The 17,735-nt window shown below is 71.9% G+C and carries 14 protein-coding genes; 8 read left to right on the top strand and 6 right to left on the bottom strand.

Translation table 11 applies throughout. From position 1 onward, the window contains the following. Positions 1–45: 45 nt before the first annotated feature. The 3 genes from OG272_RS03455 to OG272_RS03465 all read right to left on the bottom strand — a co-directional run bounded on the left by OG272_RS03455 (position 46) and on the right by OG272_RS03465 (position 4,657). Positions 46–2,061 carry an FAD-dependent oxidoreductase gene (locus OG272_RS03455; RefSeq protein WP_405892508.1) on the bottom strand — a complete coding sequence of 672 codons (2,016 nt, stop codon included), beginning with the start codon at positions 2,059–2,061 and terminating at the stop codon, positions 46–48. A 144-nt stretch (positions 2,062–2,205) separates the two neighbouring features. Beyond that, on the bottom strand, positions 2,206–2,982 hold the full coding sequence (locus tag OG272_RS03460; RefSeq protein WP_327731237.1) for a putative protein N(5)-glutamine methyltransferase: 777 nt from the start codon (positions 2,980–2,982) through the stop codon (positions 2,206–2,208). A gap of 928 nt (positions 2,983–3,910) precedes the next feature. After that, entirely contained in the window at positions 3,911–4,657 is a 747-nt protein-coding gene (locus OG272_RS03465; protein WP_327731236.1) for a GNAT family N-acetyltransferase, read from the bottom strand. A gap of 226 nt (positions 4,658–4,883) precedes the next feature. On the opposite strand from OG272_RS03465, the gene OG272_RS03470 reads away from it, so the two are divergent. From OG272_RS03470 to OG272_RS03505, 8 genes are all read left to right on the top strand, one after another. Further along, positions 4,884–5,489, top strand: a complete 606-nt coding sequence (locus OG272_RS03470; RefSeq protein WP_326585045.1) for a sulfite oxidase-like oxidoreductase — start codon at positions 4,884–4,886, stop codon at positions 5,487–5,489. A gap of 121 nt (positions 5,490–5,610) precedes the next feature. Next, positions 5,611–6,330 (top strand): ferredoxin reductase, encoded by a 720-nt coding sequence (locus OG272_RS03475; RefSeq protein WP_328508252.1) that lies wholly within the window; start codon positions 5,611–5,613, stop codon positions 6,328–6,330. 158 nt (positions 6,331–6,488) lie between these two features. After that, on the top strand, positions 6,489–7,073 hold the full coding sequence (locus OG272_RS03480; protein WP_326585044.1) for a hypothetical protein: 585 nt from the start codon (positions 6,489–6,491) through the stop codon (positions 7,071–7,073). 139 nt (positions 7,074–7,212) lie between these two features. Further along, entirely contained in the window at positions 7,213–7,638 is a 426-nt protein-coding gene (locus OG272_RS03485) for a DUF485 domain-containing protein (protein ID WP_405892511.1), read from the top strand. Beyond that, positions 7,632–9,230 (top strand): cation acetate symporter, encoded by a 1,599-nt coding sequence (locus OG272_RS03490; RefSeq protein WP_327731233.1) that lies wholly within the window; start codon positions 7,632–7,634, stop codon positions 9,228–9,230. Before OG272_RS03485 ends, OG272_RS03490 begins: the two co-directional genes overlap by 7 nt. A 101-nt stretch (positions 9,231–9,331) precedes the next feature. After that, positions 9,332–10,300 carry an acetylxylan esterase gene (locus OG272_RS03495; RefSeq protein ID WP_327731232.1) on the top strand — a complete coding sequence of 323 codons (969 nt, stop codon included), beginning with the start codon at positions 9,332–9,334 and terminating at the stop codon, positions 10,298–10,300. Positions 10,301–10,314: 14 nt separating this feature from the next. After that, positions 10,315–10,734, top strand: coding sequence for a nuclear transport factor 2 family protein (locus tag OG272_RS03500; protein WP_327731231.1), 420 nt, complete (start codon positions 10,315–10,317; stop codon positions 10,732–10,734). Positions 10,735–10,836: 102 nt separating this feature from the next. Continuing rightward, entirely contained in the window at positions 10,837–11,997 is a 1,161-nt protein-coding gene (locus OG272_RS03505; protein ID WP_327731230.1) for a serine hydrolase domain-containing protein, read from the top strand. A gap of 551 nt (positions 11,998–12,548) precedes the next feature. Here the strand turns inward: OG272_RS03505 and OG272_RS03510 are convergent. The 3 genes from OG272_RS03510 to OG272_RS03520 form a co-directional block, all read right to left on the bottom strand. After that, on the bottom strand, positions 12,549–13,853 hold the full coding sequence (locus OG272_RS03510; RefSeq protein ID WP_326585038.1) for an MFS transporter: 1,305 nt from the start codon (positions 13,851–13,853) through the stop codon (positions 12,549–12,551). Beyond that, positions 13,850–15,052, bottom strand: a complete 1,203-nt coding sequence (locus OG272_RS03515) for a PLP-dependent cysteine synthase family protein (protein ID WP_326585037.1) — start codon at positions 15,050–15,052, stop codon at positions 13,850–13,852. The genes OG272_RS03510 and OG272_RS03515 overlap by 4 nt, the downstream gene beginning before the upstream one ends. A 1,731-nt stretch (positions 15,053–16,783) precedes the next feature. After that, a complete protein-coding gene (locus tag OG272_RS03520) occupies positions 16,784–17,734 on the bottom strand; it encodes a methyltransferase domain-containing protein (RefSeq protein WP_326585035.1) in 951 nt (316 codons plus the stop codon). Position 17,735: the final 1 nt, after the last annotated feature.

Here is a 17,735-nt window from a genome sequence, read left to right on the forward strand (position 1 = left end):
GGGCCCGGGATCACGACAGCCGCACGCATCCTGTGGCCAGGCCTTCTACAGCGCCGCCGCCACCTCCGTCCCCTGCTTGATCGCCCGCTTGGCGTCCAGTTCGGCCGCCACGTCGGCGCCGCCGATGAGGTGCGCGGAGCGCCCGGCTGCGACCAGGTCGTCGTACAGGTCGCGGCGCGGGTCCTGCCCCGTGCAGAGGACGACCGTGTCGACCTCCAGGACCTGGCGGACGCCGTCGACGGTGACGTGCAGTCCGGCGTCGTCGATCAGGTCGTACTGGACGCCGGGGACCATGGTGACGCCGCGGTGCTTGAGCTCGGTGCGGTGGATCCAGCCGGTGGTCTTGCCGAGTCCGGCGCCGACCTTGGAGGTCTTGCGCTGGAGGAGGTGGACCGAGCGCGGCGGGGTCGGACGCTCGGGGGCGGCGAGGCCGCCGGGAGCGCGGTAGTCCATGTCGACGCCCCACTGCCGGAAGTACGCCGCCGGGTCCTCGCTCGCCTTCTCCCCGCCGTCGGTCAGGAATTCGGCCACGTCGAAGCCGATGCCGCCCGCGCCGAGGATCGCGACGCGGTCGCCCACGGCCGCGCCGTCGCGCAGGACGTCCAGGTAGCCGAGGACCTTGGGGTGGTCGACGCCGGGGAGTTCGGGGGTGCGCGGGGTGACGCCGGTGGCGACGACGACCTCGTCGTACGCCGTGAGGTCGTCGGACGCGACGCGCGTGTCCAGGCGGACGTCGACGCCGTGCGCGTCGAGCTGGGTGCGGAAGTAGCGCAGGGTCTCGTCGAACTCCTGCTTGCCGGGGACCTTGCGGGCCACGTTCAGCTGGCCGCCGATCTCACTCGCCGCGTCGAACAGCGTGACCTCGTGGCCGCGTTCGGCCGCGCTCACGGCGCAGGCGAGGCCGGCCGGCCCCGCGCCGACGACCGCGACGCGCAAGCGCCGCCGGGTCGGGGAGAGGACGAGTTCCGTCTCGTGGCACGCGCGCGGGTTGACCAGGCAGGAGGTGATCTTGCCGCTGAAGGTGTGGTCGAGGCAGGCCTGATTGCAGCCGATGCAGGTGTTGATGGCGTCGGAGCGGCCCTCACGGGCCTTGTTGACGAAGTCCGGGTCGGCGAGCATCGGGCGGGCCATGGACACCATGTCGGCATGGCCGTCGGCGAGCAACTCCTCGGCCAGCTCGGGGGTGTTGATGCGGTTGGTCGTGACGAGCGGCACCGAGACCGCGCCCATGAGCTTCTTGGTCACCCAGGTGTACGCGCCGCGCGGCACCGAGGTCGCGATGGTGGGGATACGGGCCTCGTGCCAGCCGATGCCGGTGTTGATGATGGTCGCCCCGGCCCCCTCGACGGCCTTCGCCAGGGTGACCACCTCGTCGAAGCTGGAGCCGCCGGGCACGAGGTCGAGCATCGACAGCCGGTAGACGACGATGAAGTCCTCACCGACCGCCTCGCGCACCCGGCGCACGATCTCCACGGGGAAGCGCGTCCGATTCTCGTACGAGCCGCCCCAGCGGTCGCCGCGGTGGTTGGTGCCGGCGGCGATGAACTCGTTGATCAGATAGCCCTCGGAGCCCATGATCTCGACGCCGTCGTACCCGGCCCGCCGGGCGAGGCGGGCCGCGTTCGCGTAGTCGTCGATCGTCTGCTCGACCTCGGCGTCGGTGAGCGCGTGCGGGACGAACGGGCTGATCGGGGCCTGGAGGGCGCTCGGCGCGACCAGGTCGCGGTGGTAGGCGTACCGCCCGAAGTGCAGGATCTGCATCGCGATCCGGCCGCCCTCGCGGTGTACGGCGTCGGTGATCTGCCGGTGCTGCTCGGCCTCGGCGTCGGTGGTGAGCTTGGCCCCACCCTCGTACGGGCGTCCGGCCTCGTTGGGCGCGATGCCGCCGGTGACGATGAGGCCGACTCCCCCGCGCGCCCGGGCCGCGTAGAACTCCGCCATGCGCTCGAAGCCACGCTCGGCCTCCTCCAGGCCCACGTGCATGGAGCCCATGAGCACGCGGTTGGGGAGTGTGGTGAAGCCCAGGTCGAGCGGGCTCAGCAGGTGCGGGTAACGGCTCATGGGGCCCTCCGTGCGTGGCGTCGTCCCCACCGTTGTAGACGACGCCACGCTCTTTGTGCAACTAGTTGCACAACGGCTGAGGGCAAGGCCACATCGGGGCGCGGCGAGTCCCGTGACAGGGGTCGCCCGGAGGTGCGGGATGCCTCAGGGTCTGGTGCCCGTCACCACGTGGGCGTACATCTCCTCCGAGACGGCCACGCGGGCGGTGAGGCCGGAGCGGCGGAGGGCGTCGAGGGCGAGCGGTGTCTGGCGTTCGCTCGTCTCGACGAACAGATGGCCGCCCGGGGCGAGCCATCCGGGGGCCTCGGCGACGACTCTGCGCAGGACGTCGAGGCCGTCCGTGCCGCCGTCGAGGGCGACGAGCGGTTCGTGGTCGCGGGCCTCGCTCGGCAGGAGCGGGACCTCGCCGCTGGGGACGTACGGCACGTTCGCCGCGAGGATGTCGATGTGGCCCCGCAGGCGGGCGGGCAGCGCCTCGAAGAGGTCACCCTCGTGGGCGTGACCGCCGCGGGGGGCGATGTTGCGGCGGGCGCAGCGGACCGCCGCCGGGTCGATGTCGGCGGCGTGGAGTTCGGCCGCTTCGAGCGAGGCGGCCAGGGCGGCGCCCACCGCGCCGGAGCCACAGCACAGGTCGACGACGACCGAGGCGCCGGGAACGGTGGCGAGGGCCTGTTCGACGAGGAACTCGGTGCGGCGGCGGGGGACGAACACGCCGGGTTCCACGGTGATGCGCAGGCCCGCGAACTCGGCCCAGCCGAGGACGAGTTCGAGGGGCAGGCCCGCGACGCGCCGAGCGACCATGGCGGCGGCCTCGTCGGGGGTGCGTGCGGTGGTGAGGATCAACTCCGCCTCGTCCTCGGCGAAGACGCAACCGGCGGCGCGAAGTGCCGTGACGACAGAGGTGGTGGAGAGAAGTGGCATGACAGCCGAGAGCCTTTCGGTGGGCCGAAGGGCGCTCCCGCGGTGGCCTATCGGCGATGCACCGCGCCGCGTTGAGGTGAGAGCACCCGACCTGACACAGCGGTAATGGGTCCCACCTCCTCGGTCGACGAGCTGACTGGCCCGGCAACCCTACCCCATGGTCACGGCCCGCCTTCAAGGACGCGAGCGCCTCCGCCGGGGCGCGCTTCGAGCGCTCGTTTCCGATGCTTCCGGCGACCTGCGACGCGCAGGGCCGGGCCGCGACGCGCAGGCCGAGGTGCGATGCGCAGGAATCCGAGCGCGTGCCGAGCGAGCAGCGCCGCGCCGAAGCCCGAGCCCGCCGCGTCGTCGGTGATCTCCAGCGGCATGTCGAGCGCGGCGGCGACGATCTCCGCCCACTGGGGGAGCCCAGGGCTCCCCCAGTGGGCCGTACCGAGGTGATCGGCGCGTCGGCGGCGAGCAAGGAGCGCCAGGGCCGGGCCGCGATGCGCAGGCCGAGGTGCGATGCGCAGGGCCGAGGCTCCCGGCGCGGCTCCGAGGCGCACGGCGGGCCCTCCCGGCACACTCCACCACCACACGCCGGCCACCCAGGGCCGCCTTCTCGTCACACGACCGGCCAACCCGGCCCGCCTCCCGGCCGCACGGCCGCCTCCCCGCCGCACGGCCAGCCACCCGTCGCACCTCCCCACCACACCGCCGCGTCGGCGGTCTCGGCACGGCACCGCGTCGCACACCCGGCCGTCGCTCCGGGCTCGGTTCCGAGGCGCACGACCCGGCACCCCGACACACCCTCCAGCCACACGACCGGCCCACCCGGCGCACCTCCCCACCACACCGCCGCGTCGGCGGTCTCGGCGCGGCTCCCCGCGCCCGGCCGACGCTCTGGGCGCGGCTCCGGTACTCGGGCACGCTGCCCGCCGCGCGTCCGCTACACCCCCACCCGCTCCTCCCCCGCCTCGACCACCGGCACGCGGGCCGCCATGAAGCGGGTGGTGCGGCGCAGGCGGAAGCCGAGGGATTCGTAGAGGCGGATGGCGCTCGTGTTGGTCGCGGCGGTGTGGAGGAAGGGGGTTTCACCGCGTTCGCGGATGCCGTGGGCGACGGCACGGATGAGGCGGGTGGCGAGCCCGGCGCCGCGGAAGGCCGGGTCGGTGCAGACCGCGCTGATCTCGGTCCAGCCGGGCGGGTGGAGCCGCTCGCCGGCCATGGCGATGAGGGCTCCGCCCCGGCGGATGCCGAGGTAGGTGCCGAGTTCGACGGTGCGGGGCAGGAAGGGGCCGGGCTGGGTGCGCTCGACCAGGTCGAGCATCTCGGGCACGTCGGCGGGGCCGAGGCGGACGGCCTCGTCGTCCGGGGCGGCGGCGACCCCGTCGTCGACGAGTTGCACGCCCGCCAGGTCGAAGGTCACCTCCCAGCCGGCCGGGAAGCCCCTGCTGTAGGCCGGGACCGGCACCTCGGCGCCGGGGCCGGCCAGCGCCGCCAAATCCGCCCAGTCGTCCGCGTCGAGGTCGTCGGGGAGGCCCAGCCACGGCGAGACGTCGAGCGGGTAGCGCAGCACCCGGCCGCGCCGCTCCGCGAAGTGGGCGTGCGGCCCGGTGAGGGAGGCGCGGGCGGGGTTGTCCAGGACGTGCGGCACGGTGCCCGCGCCCTTGCCGCCACTCGCGTACTCGGTCATGCGCTCTCCCACTCTGCTGCGCGGTCGTTCCGGTCGTCGGCCGCCGGGTCCGCCAGGTCCGTCGGCACCGGCTGAAGGCGGCAAGGGAGATCGCCGGGCCTCTATTCCCGGGCCTGCGGAGAGTTCACGCGGCCGCAATGATCGCCGCCCGCCCCGGGGCCGGAGCACCCTCCCCGGACACGTACGGTTGGACGGCTCAGCAATCACCGCCGTCACGTGGGACCCCATGAACGTCACCCGAGGCTTCACCGGACGCCCCCGCGTCCACCTTCCCGGACTGCCGCCCGGCCAGTACGACGCCGGCGACGACTGGCCCGTCCTGTCGGCCGAGGTCACCCCCGACCTCGCGCCCGCCGACTGGACGTTCCGGATCGACGGCCTGGTCGCCGAGCCGCGCTCGTGGGACTGGGACGAGGCGCACGGGCTGCCCGCGTCGGTGTACGAGGGCGACATCCACTGTGTGACGAGCTGGTCGAAGTTCGGGGTGCGGTTCGGGGGCGTATCGCTGGACGCGTTCCTGGACGTGGTCCGGCCCGACGCGTCCGCCACCCACGCGGTGGCGTACTCGCACAGCGGCTACACCACGAACCTCCCGCTCGCCGACCTCACCGGCGGGCGCGCCTGGATCGCCTGGGAGTACGGCGGCCGGCCACTGCCCGCCGAGCACGGCGGTCCGGCGCGGCTGCTGGTGCCGCATCTGTACTTCTGGAAGAGCGCCAAGTGGATCGCGGGCCTACGGCTCCTCGACCACGACGAGCCCGGCTTCTGGGAGCAGAACGGCTACCACGCGCGGGGCAACCCGTGGGAGGAGCAGCGGTACTCCGGTGACTGAGACGACAGCGACTGAGACGGCACAGACCGTGCCGGCAGGATCCGAGCCGGCACAGACCGATCCGGCACAGCCCGGGCCGGCACGGACCGAACTCGCCTTCACGCCGCCCACGCGGTTCGCCGTGCCCGGCCGTATCGCGGTGAGCGACCGGGCGGCGGCGCTCTGGCAGACGGCGACGCTGACGGAGATCCGGCGGGAGACACCGGCCGTGGCCACGTTCCGGTTCGCGGTGCCCGGGTGGGCGGGGCATCTGCCGGGGCAGCATCTGATGCTGCGGCTGACCGCCGGGGACGGCTACACGGCGCAGCGCCACTACTCGCTGGCGTCCCCGCCGGACGACGCCGGGCACATCGAGCTGACTCTGGACCATGTCGAGGGCGGCGAGGTCTCCGGGTGGTTCCACACCGAGGCCCGGCCCGGCGACGAGGTCGAGGTGCGCGGCCCGCTCAGCGGTTTCTTCGCCTGGCCCGGGGACCGGCCCGCGTTGCTGATCGGCGCCGGTTCCGGTGTCGTACCGCTGATGGCGATGCTCCGCCACCACCGGGCGCGCGGGCTCGACGTACCCCTGCGGTTGCTGGTGTCCGCGCGCGGGCCCGAGGAGCTGATCTACGCGGCGGAGTACGGCGCGGAGACCACGGCCGTGTTCACGCGGCGGGCGCCCGAGGGCGTGCCGGTGGGGCGGCTGTCGGCGGCGCAGGTGGCGCCACTGCTGGCCGAGCGGCCGCCCGGTGGGTGGGAGGCCTATGTGTGCGGCTCCAACGCGTTCGCCGAGCACGCCTCACGGCTGCTGGTCGCGGCCGGGCAGCCGGTGGACCGTATCCGCATCGAGCGGTTCGGCTGACCCTCCGGCCCGGACACCTCACCGTGCCGCCGGTCCGGACTTCCATGATTTCTGGCGCAAACCATGCCATCGCGTCCTCTTTCGGGTACACCGGAAGTGCGGACCAGTCCTAACCGGGGTTCTCGTACACGAGGGCCGTGCCGGTGAGGGAGGGCGAGATGCGAGGCCAGGTGTTCGGGTGGCGTTGGCGCTCCAATTCGCTGCGCCGACGCTCGGACGTCGTCGAGGCGTGGACGGTGCTGTGCGTCGTTCTGCTGCTCGTCCTCGTCGCCCCGGCCGCCGGGTTCGCGGTGGGCCGGTGGGCCCATGGGGACGCACAGGCGCACGCCGTGGCCGAGCGGGCCGCGCTCGACCGGGTCAGTGCCGTGGTCGCCGAGAAGGCCCCGGCCTCCGTGCCCTCGGCGCACGGCGACAAGCAGCCCACCTACTGGGTGCGGGCCCGCTGGACCGAGCCCGACGGCGGCTCCCGTACCGGTGAGGCCCGCGTGCCGGCGGGCACCGAGCGCGGCGACCGCGCCGACGTCTGGCTGGACGAGGCGGGCCGCAGCGTCCAGCCACCGCCGACCGACACGGCCGTCTGGCAGCACGCGCTGGCCATGGGGACCTGCGCCACCGGCGGAGTCGTCGGCATCGTGCTGCTCGGGCACTTCGTGGTCCGCAGGGTCGCCACCCGGCATCGACTGGCCGAATGGGAACAGGAGTGGGCGCGGACAGGACCCGACTGGGGACATCGCTGGGCGTGACAGTAAACAAGAACATTGCTCAGCTAAAGGCCGTGCACCACCTGTCGAACAACCCCAGAACATCCACAAAATTCATCCCGCCAACGCAGTTGATACTTCAATTGCCTTGCTGCCATACTCCGCTTTCTCCCCCACAGGCATGAGGCAGCGAAGAGGGTGCATTGTGTCCAACTCCACGGCACGGTACGACAGTTCCGTCCCGTATCCCCCCACACGGACAAGTCGACAGCCCATACACGCACACCCTGAATTTCGTTCAATAAGCGCCGCATATCGCAGATTCGGGGTAGGGGCGACCACGTTGTCCGTCGGTGGATTCCTGTCGTACGTCCTCCTGTCGAGTTTCGTACCAGGAGTAATGAACCAGCGATTGTTCGGACATCTGACGCTGGGGCTGACCCTCGGTCTGGCGCAGTTCGCCGTCATGGGTGTGACCGCGTTCCTGTACGTACGGCACATGCGCCGGAACATCGATCCGGTCGTCCGCCGGCTCCGGTCCCAGCTGGAGGACCGTGAGACCGAGCATCGTCGGGTTCCGGCCGGACGGCGGTTCCGCGCATGGTGACCTTCTCCGCGAGTGTGGCCGACGCGTTCGGCCTGCGGCTGACGTTCGTGCTGTTCCTGTCCGTCGTCGTGATCACCCTGTTCACCGCGTTGCTGACGGCACCCCAGCGGGACGAGATCAGCGAGTTCTACCTCGGCAACCGCGACATGTCGCCGCTGCGCAACGGCCTCGCCATGTGCGGCGACTACCTCTCGGCCGCGACGCTGCTCGGCAGCACCGGCCTCGTCGCCCTCACCGGATACGACGGTCTGCTCTACCTCGGCGGCACGGTCGTCGCCTGGATGATGGTGCTGCTGCTCATCGCCGAACCCCTGCGCAACGCGGGGAAGTTCACGCTCGGCGACGCCCTGGCCCGACGGCTCCCGCTGCAACAGCGGCCGGTCCGGCTGGCGCTCTCCATCTGCACACTCTCTGTGTGCACCCTCTATCTGGTGGCCCAACTGGTCGGCAGCATCGCGCTGATGACGCAGTTCGTCGGCGAACCCGGCCCGACCACCCGCACGATGACCGTGATCATCATCGGCACCATCGTGACCATCTACGCGGCCATCGGCGGCATGCCCGGCGCGACGTTCATCCAGGTGGTCAAGGCCGTGATGCTCGTCGCGGGTGTCACGGTGGTCGCCGTGCTGGTGTTGAACCGCTTCGACTGGAACATCGACGAACTGCTGGCGTCCGCGACCGCGGGCAGCGGACTGGGCAGCGAGTACCTGCAACCGGGTCTGCGCTACGGGGCGGGCCCCATCAGCAAGATCGACTTCTTCAGTCTGCAACTGGCCATCGTGCTCGGGCTGGCCGCGCTCCCCCACGTGATGACGCGGCTGCTCGCGCCGCGCCGGACCCGGGTGCTGCGGGCCTCGGTGGTGTGGGCCGTGGGCCTGGTCGGGTTCGTGTGTCTGATGGCCGGCGTGCTGGGTCTCGGCGCCACGGCCGTCGTGGGCCGGGAGACCATCTCGGACATCGACCACAAGGGCGACGCGGCCGTCCTGCTGCTCGCCAACGAACTCGGCGGCGAGGTCCTCACGGCGATCGTCTCGGCCCTGGCCTTCGTCACCCTGCTCGCCGTCGCCGCCGGTCTCATGCTCGCCGCGGCCTCGTCCGTCGCCCACGACCTCTACGGCGAGGTCATCCGCAAGGGCAGGGCCAAGGAGACGCAGGAGCTGGGCGTCGCCCGGATCGCCGCGGTGATCCTGGGCGTGCTCAGCATGATGTTCGCCCTCCTCGCCTGGGGCACCAACACCGCCACCCTGGCGTTCCTGGCCTTCGCGATCGCCGCGTCCGCGATCCTGCCGACCATCGTCTACAGCCTGTTCTGGCGGGGGTTCACAGGCCGAGGCGCCCTGCTCAGCCTCTACGGCGGACTGGTCATCTCGGTCCTGCTCGTGCTGTTCTCACCGGTCGTCTCCTCCACCCCCGGCTCGGTCTATCCGGACGCAGACTTCGCGTGGTTCCCTCTGCAGAACCCGGGCATCGTCTCGATCCCCGCGGGCTTCCTGCTGGGCTGGCTCGGCTCCCGTCTCGGTCCTCGGCAGGAGGAGAGCGTGTACGAGGACTTCGAGGTCCGGGCCCTGGTCGGGGCCGACCAAGGGTGAGCCGTGGGGCGTCGCGGGCCGGGAAAAGCCTCTTGGCGGGCCCGCGACGCCCCACGTACGGTGTGATCATCCGCACCTCAGAACTCAAAAGGTGGTCCTTCATGGCCCTGTTCGACCTGCCGTTGGACGAGCTCCGTGGTTATCGAAGCGCTTCGACGGAGCCCGAGGACTTCGACGCCTTCTGGGCGAAGACGCTCCAGGAGGCCCGCGAGCACGACCTCGACGCCAGGTTCGAGCCGGTCGAGACCCACCTGAAGACGGTCCAGGTGTACGACGTCACCTACTCCGGGTTCGGCGGACACCCGGTCAAGGGCTGGCTGGTCCTCCCGGCAGGCGCCACCGAACCGCTGCCCACTGTCGTGGAGTTCATCGGCTACGGCGGCGGACGCGGTCTGCCCCACACCTATCTGCTGTGGGCCTCGGCGGGCTACGCCCACTTCGTCATGGACACCCGTGGCCAGGGCAGCGCCTGGGGCGGAGGCGGCGACACCCCCGACCCGGTGGCCGGCGCCCCCGCCTTCCCCGGCTTCATGACCCGGGGCATCGACGCCCCCGAGAACTACTACTACCGCCGGGTCTACACCGACGCCGTACGCGCGGTGGAGGCCGCCCGCTCGCACCCGCTGACCGACGCCGCGCGCACGGCGGTCGTCGGCTCCAGCCAGGGCGGCGGCATCTCCATCGCGGTCGGCGGCCTCGTCCCCGACCTGGTCGCGGTCGCGCCCGACGTGCCGTTCCTGTGCGACTTCCCGCGCTCCACCACCATCACCGACCGCGACCCCTACCGCGAGATCGGCAAGTACCTCAAGACCCACCGCGGCCGCACCGAGCAGGTCGGGCGCACCCTCGCCTACTTCGACGCCGTGCACTTCGCCGCGCGCGGCCGGGCCGCCGCCCTGTTCTCGGCGGCTCTGGAAGACCAGACCTGCCCGCCGTCCACGGTCTTCGCCGCCTACAACGCCTGGGCCGAGGCCAACAAGCGCATCGAGGTCTACGACTTCAACGACCACGAGGGCGGCGGCCCCTTCCAGGAGGCGGTCAAGCTGCGCTGGCTGGCCTCGCGGCTCTGAGAGGACCCGACGGGATGGACACGGCCGAGGCCGCACAGCGGTTCGTGGAGGTGTGGCGGTGGGCGTGGGCCGCCCATGACGTCGACGCGATCCTGGAGCTGTACGCGAAGGACTGCGTGCACCGCTCGATGCCCTTCCGGGAGCCGCACCGGGGCCGCGACGAACTCGCCGAGTACCTGCGCTGGTCGTTCGCCGACGAGCGGGTCGACGACGTGCGGTTCTCGGAGCCGGTGATCGGCCAGGACGGTCTGGCCGTCGCCGAGTTCCGGGTGCTGTCCGAGGTCGACGAGGAGCCGCAGACACTCGCGGGCTGTGTCTTCGTCCGGTTCGACGCGGCCGGACTGGCCGTGGAGACCCGGGACTACTGGCACCTGGTCCCGGTCCGCACGGAGCCCGCCCGGCCGATGTTCCTGCCTCGGGCCCCTCGCCGGTAGGCGCGGGGCCGCCGCACGGGTTCCCTCCTGTCCGACCAGTCGGTATGTTCGGGGGGCCGGGCGGCCGCGCCCCGGCGAACGGCGGTGGACGACGGAGGGTTGATGTCTCAGTCTCAGGTGCGGGGTCACTGCGAGGGTCGGTTCAAGGCCGTGCGGAGCGCCTTCGAGGAGAACTTCGGCGAGCGTGACGAGCTGGGCGCGGCGGTCACGGTGACGCTGCGCGGGGAGACCGTGGTGGACCTGTGGGGCGGCTGGGCCGACGCGGCGCGGACCCGCCCCTGGGAGCGGGACACCGTGGTCAACATGTGGTCGACGAGCAAGGGCCCGACCGCGCTGTGCGCGCACATCCTCGCCGACCGGGGGCTGCTCGACCTGGACGCCCCGGTGGCCGCGTACTGGCCGGAGTTCGCGGCGGCCGGCAAGGAGCGGGTCCTCGTACGGCATCTGCTGTCGCACCGGTCGGGGCTCGCCGGGCCGCGTGAGCCGCTCTCGTTCGAGCAGCTCTGCGACTGGGAGCTGACCGTCAAACGGCTCGCGGCGCAGGAGCCCTGGTGGGAGCCGGGCACGCAGTCGGGGTACCACGCGATGACGTTCGGTTTCCTCGTCGGCGAGGTGGTCCGGCGGGTGTCGGGGCTGCTGCCGGGCGCGTTCCTGGCGCGGGAGGTCACCGGGCCGCTCGGCATCGACTTCACGATCGGCCTGCCGGACACAGAGGCGTCGAGGGCGGCCGAACTGGTCCATCCGCCGGCCGCTACGACCAGTGAACAGGCCGCTGTCTTCGCCCAGTTGACGCCCACCGCGCTGGCCGCGCTCGCCAACCCGCTCGTCGGCGCCGCCGAGGCCAACACCCCCGAGTGGCGGGCCGCCGAGGTCCCGGCCGCCAACGGCCACGGCACCGCGCGGGCGGTCGCCGCGTTGTACGGGATCCTCGCGCTGGGCGGTACCTGGGGCGGGCGGCGGGTGCTGTCGCCGGAGGCGGCCGAGCGGGTCCGCGAGGGCCAGGGCGCCTGCCGTGACCTGGTGCTCGGCGCCGGGTTCGGCCGGGACACGGAGATCGGGCTCGGACTGTGGCTGAGCGGCCCGCACGGCTCGTACGGGCCGAACCCCAGGGCCTTCGGCCACGACGGCTACGGCGGTTCCAGCGGCCTCGCCGACCCGGAGGCCGGCGTGTCCCTCGGCTACGTCATGAACCGCATGGGCCCGCACATCGCCGACGACCCGCGCAAGATGGCGCTCGTCGAGGCCCTGTACAGCGCGCTGTGACCCACCCGAGGCTTGGCCGAGGCGCCCTGCGCCACTCCTTGCGGTGCCCCTCCGTAGACCTCCTCGAAGCGCCGCGTGACGTGGCTCGGGCCGGTGAGAGCCCGGGCCCGGGCCACCGAGCGGATGGTGCGTGCGCGGTCGGCGGGCGGGCGGGGCCAGGGTGGAGGCGTACGGCGATGCCGTGGGCGTGTGCGATCCGGGCGGTGGTGAGGTCGGGCTCGGTCATGGGCGAGGGCCCGGGGCAGCGGTGACTCGGGCGGCGCGGCCCGGGCGGGAGACTCCGCGCCAAGCGGCCGGACAGCCGGTACGTGGCGTCGGTACGCGGGAGGGGCACACGTTCAAGGTGCGCGAGGCACAGGAGGCGATCGTCGGCGCGGTCACCGGCCCGCTGACGGCACCGCGGACTCTGCCTACGACAAGCCACGCCCCAACGCCCGGCCCGTGCTGAAGTCCGTGGGTGCACACGCCCGGCCATCGGCGTGGGCGTGTGCGTGGCCCACCGGAGGGGACGGACGTCAACTCGTCCGCCCCCTCCAGTACACGACGTCGTGTTATGCGTTCGCCGGTTCCGGCCGCGCCTCGCGCACCGGTGGTGCCAGGCGGCCCGTGCGGTGCAGCCCGTGGAGGGCGGCCGCGCACGCCAGACCAACTACCAACAGAGCCACCCACGGCAGCGCGGACATCCCCGCGGCCCGTGCGGCGTCGAGCGCCGCACCCGTCAGCAGGTTTCCGAGGGTGATGCCGACGCCACAGATGGTGTTGTACAGACCGTAGTGGGTGGCGACGAGGCGGTTGCCGGAGAGCCGGACGATGGTGTCCATCTCGAAGGGGTAAGCGATCATCGTCCCCATCGCGAGGAGCAGCGCGGACAGTGCCGGCGGCACGGCCGCGAGCATCCACAGCCCCACGCCGCCGTCCGGTACCGGGACCGCGGTGGCCGACAACAGCGGGACGAACGCCAGCCCCATCGTCAGCAGCCCCCAGGTCAGTGCGCGGCCCGGTTCCATACGGGCCTTGCACCAGGCGGTCACCTTCGTCTGGCCGAGGATCGTGCTCAACCCCGACACCGCGAAGAGCACCGCCACCGCGGCCGTTCCGAAGGTCCCTTCCCCGCCCAGCCGCCGCACTTCGAGCGGCAGCGCGAGGTAGACCTGGAAGGACATGACGTACGAGCCGATCATGGCCATGGAGAACAGCAGGAACGGCCGGTTGGCGAAGATGCCGCGCCACTGCGTCAGCACGCTCTCTCCCTGACCTCGCTTGCCGTTCTCGGCGTCGTCGCCCCGGCGGTCGGGCAGGGCCCTGAGCTGAACGACGCTCAACAGCGCGAAGATCCCCGCCGCGGCAAGGCACGTGACGCGGAAACTCACGCCGGTCAGCAGCATGCCCACCAGCGGGCCGAGCAGGATCCCGGCCTGGTAGAAGATGTTGAACAGCGCGAACGCCTCGACCCGCCGCTCGCCCGCGTCCGCCGCCAGATAGGCCCGGACGGCTGGGTTGAACAGCGCGCCGGCCAGTCCCGTCGCCGCCGAAGCGGCCAGTAGGGCGGGTACGGACTCCACCAGCCCGAGGGTCGCGAAGCCGATGATGCGCAGCATCAGCCCGGCTATGATCATGGGCTTGTACCCGAGCCGGTCGGCCAGCGTTCCGCCGAGCAGGAACATGCCCTGCTGGCTGAAGTTGCGTACGCCGAGGATCAGCCCGACCAGCCAGCCCGCCAGCCCCACGGGGCCTGCCAGATGCGCGGCCAGGTAGGGCATCAACATGTAGAACCCCAGGTTGATGGTGAACTGGTTCACCATCAACAACTGGACGCTGCGTTCGTAGGAACGAACCTGGGCGATGGTCGTCCTCACCTGTTCCCCTCCGCGAGTACATCGCTGCCGTCAAGCCGTTCGGCGACGTCGCCGTCCGCGGACGCCCCGGCGTCCGCGTCGTACGTGTCGAGCGGACCGGCCACGTCGGACCGCGGCGCGGAGTCGGCCGGCGTGAGCGGGTCGATGACGTTCTCGCATCGCGTCCAGCGGGTGACCTCCTTCTCGTCCAGGCGGCCGATCACCTCGGGTTCGGGCGCGGGCTGGGCGTCGAGCAGTCCGTGAGCCGCGCAGTAGTCGTCGTCGAAGACCGTGCCGAGGTACCGCTGCGGGCCGTCGGGGAAGATCGCCGCGATCCGGGTGTCGGCGGGCAGAGTGCGGGCCAGCCATCCGGCGACCATCGCCACCGCGCCGACGCTCCAGCCGCCGGTGGCATAGTGGGAAGCGGCCAGCTGACGGCAGGTCCACACCGCCTCCGCCGGGGCGACCCAGTGCACCTCGCTGAAGTTGTCGTAGGCGACATTGCGCGGGTAGATGCTGGAGCCCAGTCCCCGCATCAGGCGGGGACGGGCGGGCTGGCCGAAGATCGTCGACCCGATGGTGTCGACGCCGACCAGCTTGAGGTCCGGGTAGAGCTGCTGGAGTACGCGGGAGACTCCGGCGGAGTGTCCGCCCGTTCCCACGCTGCACACCAGCACGTCGATGTGGCCGAGCTCGGTGGCCAGTTCGAGGGCGAGCGGGGTGTACGCGGTGGTGTTGTCGGGGTTGTTGTACTGATCAGGGCACCACGAACCGGGATGCTGCCGCATCAGCTGGGCGACCCGGTCGCGGCGGGCCTGCTGCCAGCCCCCGGTGGGGTGCGGTTCGGAGACGAGATTGACCTGAGCCCCGTAGGCGGTCAGCAGCCGGGTCATGGACATCTCCAGACCCGGGTCGGTCACCAGCGTGACGGGGTGCCCGAAGACCATCCCGGCCAGGGCGAGCCCCAGTCCGAGGGTGCCGCTGGTCGACTCGATGATCCTGGCACCCGCCTGGAGTTCGCCGCGGGCGCGGGCGCGCTCGACCATGTGCAGGCCCGGACGGTCTTTGATGCCCCCGGGGTTGAAGCCTTCCAGCTTCGCCCAGAAGCCGCGGTCCGGCTCGGTGAAGGGCTGGGAGACGTGGAGGAGCGGGGTGTTGCCGACAAGCCCCCGTAGGGCGGAGCCGGCAGGAGTGAGGTCACTCTTGGTCATGGAGTGCATTTCGTCTTCGCTCTCATATCGATAGGGATGCGTGCGGATGCTCGTCCCGCGAGACGGTCGAGGCGCGCCACGTGGGCGGGGCAACCAGGGCCGACCGCGGTGGGGCTCCTATATGCGCCACCGGCAGATGGCAGTGAGAGCGGATCTGCCGCCGCTGGGAAGCGGTCTTCGAGCGGCGCCGGGGTGGTGACGCACGGGAGTTGCTGTGGCATCCGTCAGCGACAGCGCGGCGACGGCGGGCGGTGGAATCCGCGGGGACGACAGCGGGAAGGCTGCCTGCCCGAGGCGAAGGCCGTGGCAACGGTCGGGAGACTCGGAGGCATCCAGCTTCTCGACGTCCGAAGCCTCCGCAGACAGCGGGATTTCAGTCGCCGCAGCGGCCGAACGAGCCGGCGACTCCGGCGCATGGCGCTGATCGCCGAGGCACGTCAGCAGCACGAACAGCAGGGCGTACGCCGTGCTGCGGACGAGCCGGCTCCTCCACGGGGGACGTACGAAGGAGAGAGGGGCAAGGGAAAGGGCAGGGGTGGGCGGCACAGGTCCTCCGCGCGGCGGTCCCTGCCCGTGCGGGAACTCTCCCGGTCAGGGCAGGGATCGGTGGGGGTCGGGGAAGAGAGCGGTCGACCTTCCCCGCGCCACGCGGTGGGGCGCGGTGGGGCGCTGTGCGCAGGAGGTCGGACGCCGTGGAACCGGTCACCGGGGAAGGCATGACGCGGCCTTGGGCCGAGTCCAGAAGTCCCGGGAAGGGTCGACCGGTCGGGAAAGCGCCGACCTAGATGCGAAGAATCGCGGAGTCCGCCGCTCGCGTTCTCGGGGCCGCGAAGTCCCGTGCCTCTGCCAAGTGCCGGGCGGGTCCGGAGCCGGGCGCCTCGTCTCCGCTCTCAGAACTCAGCCGAGACAGACAGGGCACAGCCACAGCGGGCCCCTGGGAGGGCTGCCCGACCGCACAGGTCTCACCTGCGTGCGGCTGTCCGTGGCCGTCGTGGCGGCCCTCCGGCTTCCCCGCCGACTGCACCCACGTGGCACTCGCAACGTTCACGGGTCCGACAGTTGGCTCGAAATGCCCGCCCGACGCCACGACGCTCTTGGCGGAGGTGAGGTGACTCATCGTCGCGTCCGGGCTGACGGCATGCGTATACAGCAGGCCGAAGAGGAACAGGCCCAGCCCAAGCACACGCGACAGAGCCGCTGATGAGCGGCTCCTCGGCATGCGAGAGGGAGACCAGTCCGTAATCACGTCGTGATCCTAACCTGATCACCGCGCCCCGGCGCGCCACCTCGGAAGAACATCGCCTGAACCCAGCCACATGACAGCTTCAGGGGCACCGGGCGGGACCAACCGCCCCGAACCGCCGGGGACTTCAGCGTTCGCAAACGCCCTGATCCGCTCTGCACGACTGCCTCGAAGAACGGGGGAACGGTGCGACCGGACCGCAGTCCGCTCCTCCGGGAGCGTCGACACAGGCGCATGTCGAAGTCAGAGCCTGTGGAGCTGCCGGTCCCTGACGTCGGGGCCGTGGTGCCCTGCTGCCCGCCGATCACCGCCGATCACCGCCGATCACCGCCAAGCAGCTGTAGCAGGCCGACGCGGAGAAGATGGACGCGATGTCCAAGGCCCTGTCCGACCCGGACGCGGTCACCTCGCCGGTCAAGTCGGCGGTGGTCGCCGCCCGTTGACCCGCTCCGCCGGGCCGGGCAACCATGCCGGGCCCCGGCGACCACACCACCCGGTCACCCCTTGCGGGTGGCCACGACCATCCGGCAGCGTGGGCTGCCGTCGGGCCGCCGCCCGAACTCGGGCAGCGCGAACAGCTCCACCTCGAACCCGGCGCGTTCCAGCTCACGCCGTACGACGCCGAGCCGGAACGGCCGGTAGTACATGACGAACGGCGGCCGCCAGACCGCGTTGCGCACGCGCATCGCCGCGTCGAAGCCCAGGGCCGCCCAGTACCAGGGGGAGTTCGGAGGGGCGGGAGCCGGCAGCGGGAACGCGAAGCGTCCGCCCGGCCGCAGCACGGAGTGCGCCTCGGCGAACAGGCCCGGCAGTTCCTCCGGCAGGAAGTGCCCGAACGCGCCGAAGCTGACGGCCAGGTCGAAGACGGGGGCGAAGGGGAGCGCCAGGGCGTCACCGCGCACCCACGAGACGCGGGGGCCGCCGGAGCGGGTGGTGGCCCACCCCGGGCCACCGGAGCCAGGGGTGACCGGAGCCGGACCCTCGGAGTCAGACGGGGCCAGACCCGGGCCCTCGGAGCCAGACGTGGCCGACACCAGACCCTCGGAGCCAGGGGCGGCAGAACCGGGGCCACCGGCGCCAGGTGTGGCCGGGCTCAGGGCTTCGGGGCCGACGGATGCGGCCACCGGGTCTGCGGAGCGGGTGGTGCCGGAGCCCACCCGTTCCCTCCCCACCGCCAGCATTCCCGCGCTGATGTCGACGCCGGTGACGCTCTCGCGGCACACCTCGCGCAGCACCTCCATCCCGGCTCCGGTGCCGCAGCAGAGGTCGAGGCCGTGCTCGAACGGGCCCATCGACGACAGGGCCGCCTCGACCGCTTCCAGGACGGAGTCGGGCGTACGGAACGGCGTCTGGTCGAACTTCGGCGCGAGCAGGTCGTAGCCGTGTTCGACGGACGAGAGCGCCTGGACGGCGAGTTCGCGGAGGCTGGGGCCTTGCGGGGTGAACATC

Source organism: Streptomyces sp. NBC_00104 (assembly GCF_045160825.1).
In the GTDB taxonomy this organism is placed as follows: Bacteria; Actinomycetota; Actinomycetes; order Streptomycetales; family Streptomycetaceae; genus Streptomyces.

What these genes read in the sequence shown, in the direction of transcription:
- OG272_RS03470 (WP_326585045.1), top strand. Translation starts at nt 4,884, where the DNA reads ATGAACGTCACCCGAGGCTTCACCGGACGCCCCCGCGTCCACCTTCCC.
- OG272_RS03520 (WP_326585035.1), bottom strand. Translation starts at nt 17,734, where the DNA reads ATGTTCACCCCGCAAGGCCCCAGCCTCCGCGAACTCGCCGTCCAGGCG.
- OG272_RS03515 (WP_326585037.1), bottom strand. Translation starts at nt 15,052, where the DNA reads ATGCACTCCATGACCAAGAGTGACCTCACTCCTGCCGGCTCCGCCCTA.
- OG272_RS03500 (WP_327731231.1), top strand. Translation starts at nt 10,315, where the DNA reads ATGGACACGGCCGAGGCCGCACAGCGGTTCGTGGAGGTGTGGCGGTGG.
- OG272_RS03480 (WP_326585044.1), top strand. Translation starts at nt 6,489, where the DNA reads ATGCGAGGCCAGGTGTTCGGGTGGCGTTGGCGCTCCAATTCGCTGCGC.
- OG272_RS03495 (WP_327731232.1), top strand. Translation starts at nt 9,332, where the DNA reads ATGGCCCTGTTCGACCTGCCGTTGGACGAGCTCCGTGGTTATCGAAGC.
- OG272_RS03490 (WP_327731233.1), top strand. Translation starts at nt 7,632, where the DNA reads ATGGTGACCTTCTCCGCGAGTGTGGCCGACGCGTTCGGCCTGCGGCTG.
- OG272_RS03505 (WP_327731230.1), top strand. Translation starts at nt 10,837, where the DNA reads ATGTCTCAGTCTCAGGTGCGGGGTCACTGCGAGGGTCGGTTCAAGGCC.
- OG272_RS03460 (WP_327731237.1), bottom strand. Translation starts at nt 2,982, where the DNA reads ATGCCACTTCTCTCCACCACCTCTGTCGTCACGGCACTTCGCGCCGCC.
- OG272_RS03465 (WP_327731236.1), bottom strand. Translation starts at nt 4,657, where the DNA reads ATGACCGAGTACGCGAGTGGCGGCAAGGGCGCGGGCACCGTGCCGCAC.
- OG272_RS03485 (WP_405892511.1), top strand. Translation starts at nt 7,213, where the DNA reads ATGAGGCAGCGAAGAGGGTGCATTGTGTCCAACTCCACGGCACGGTAC.
- OG272_RS03455 (WP_405892508.1), bottom strand. Translation starts at nt 2,061, where the DNA reads ATGAGCCGTTACCCGCACCTGCTGAGCCCGCTCGACCTGGGCTTCACC.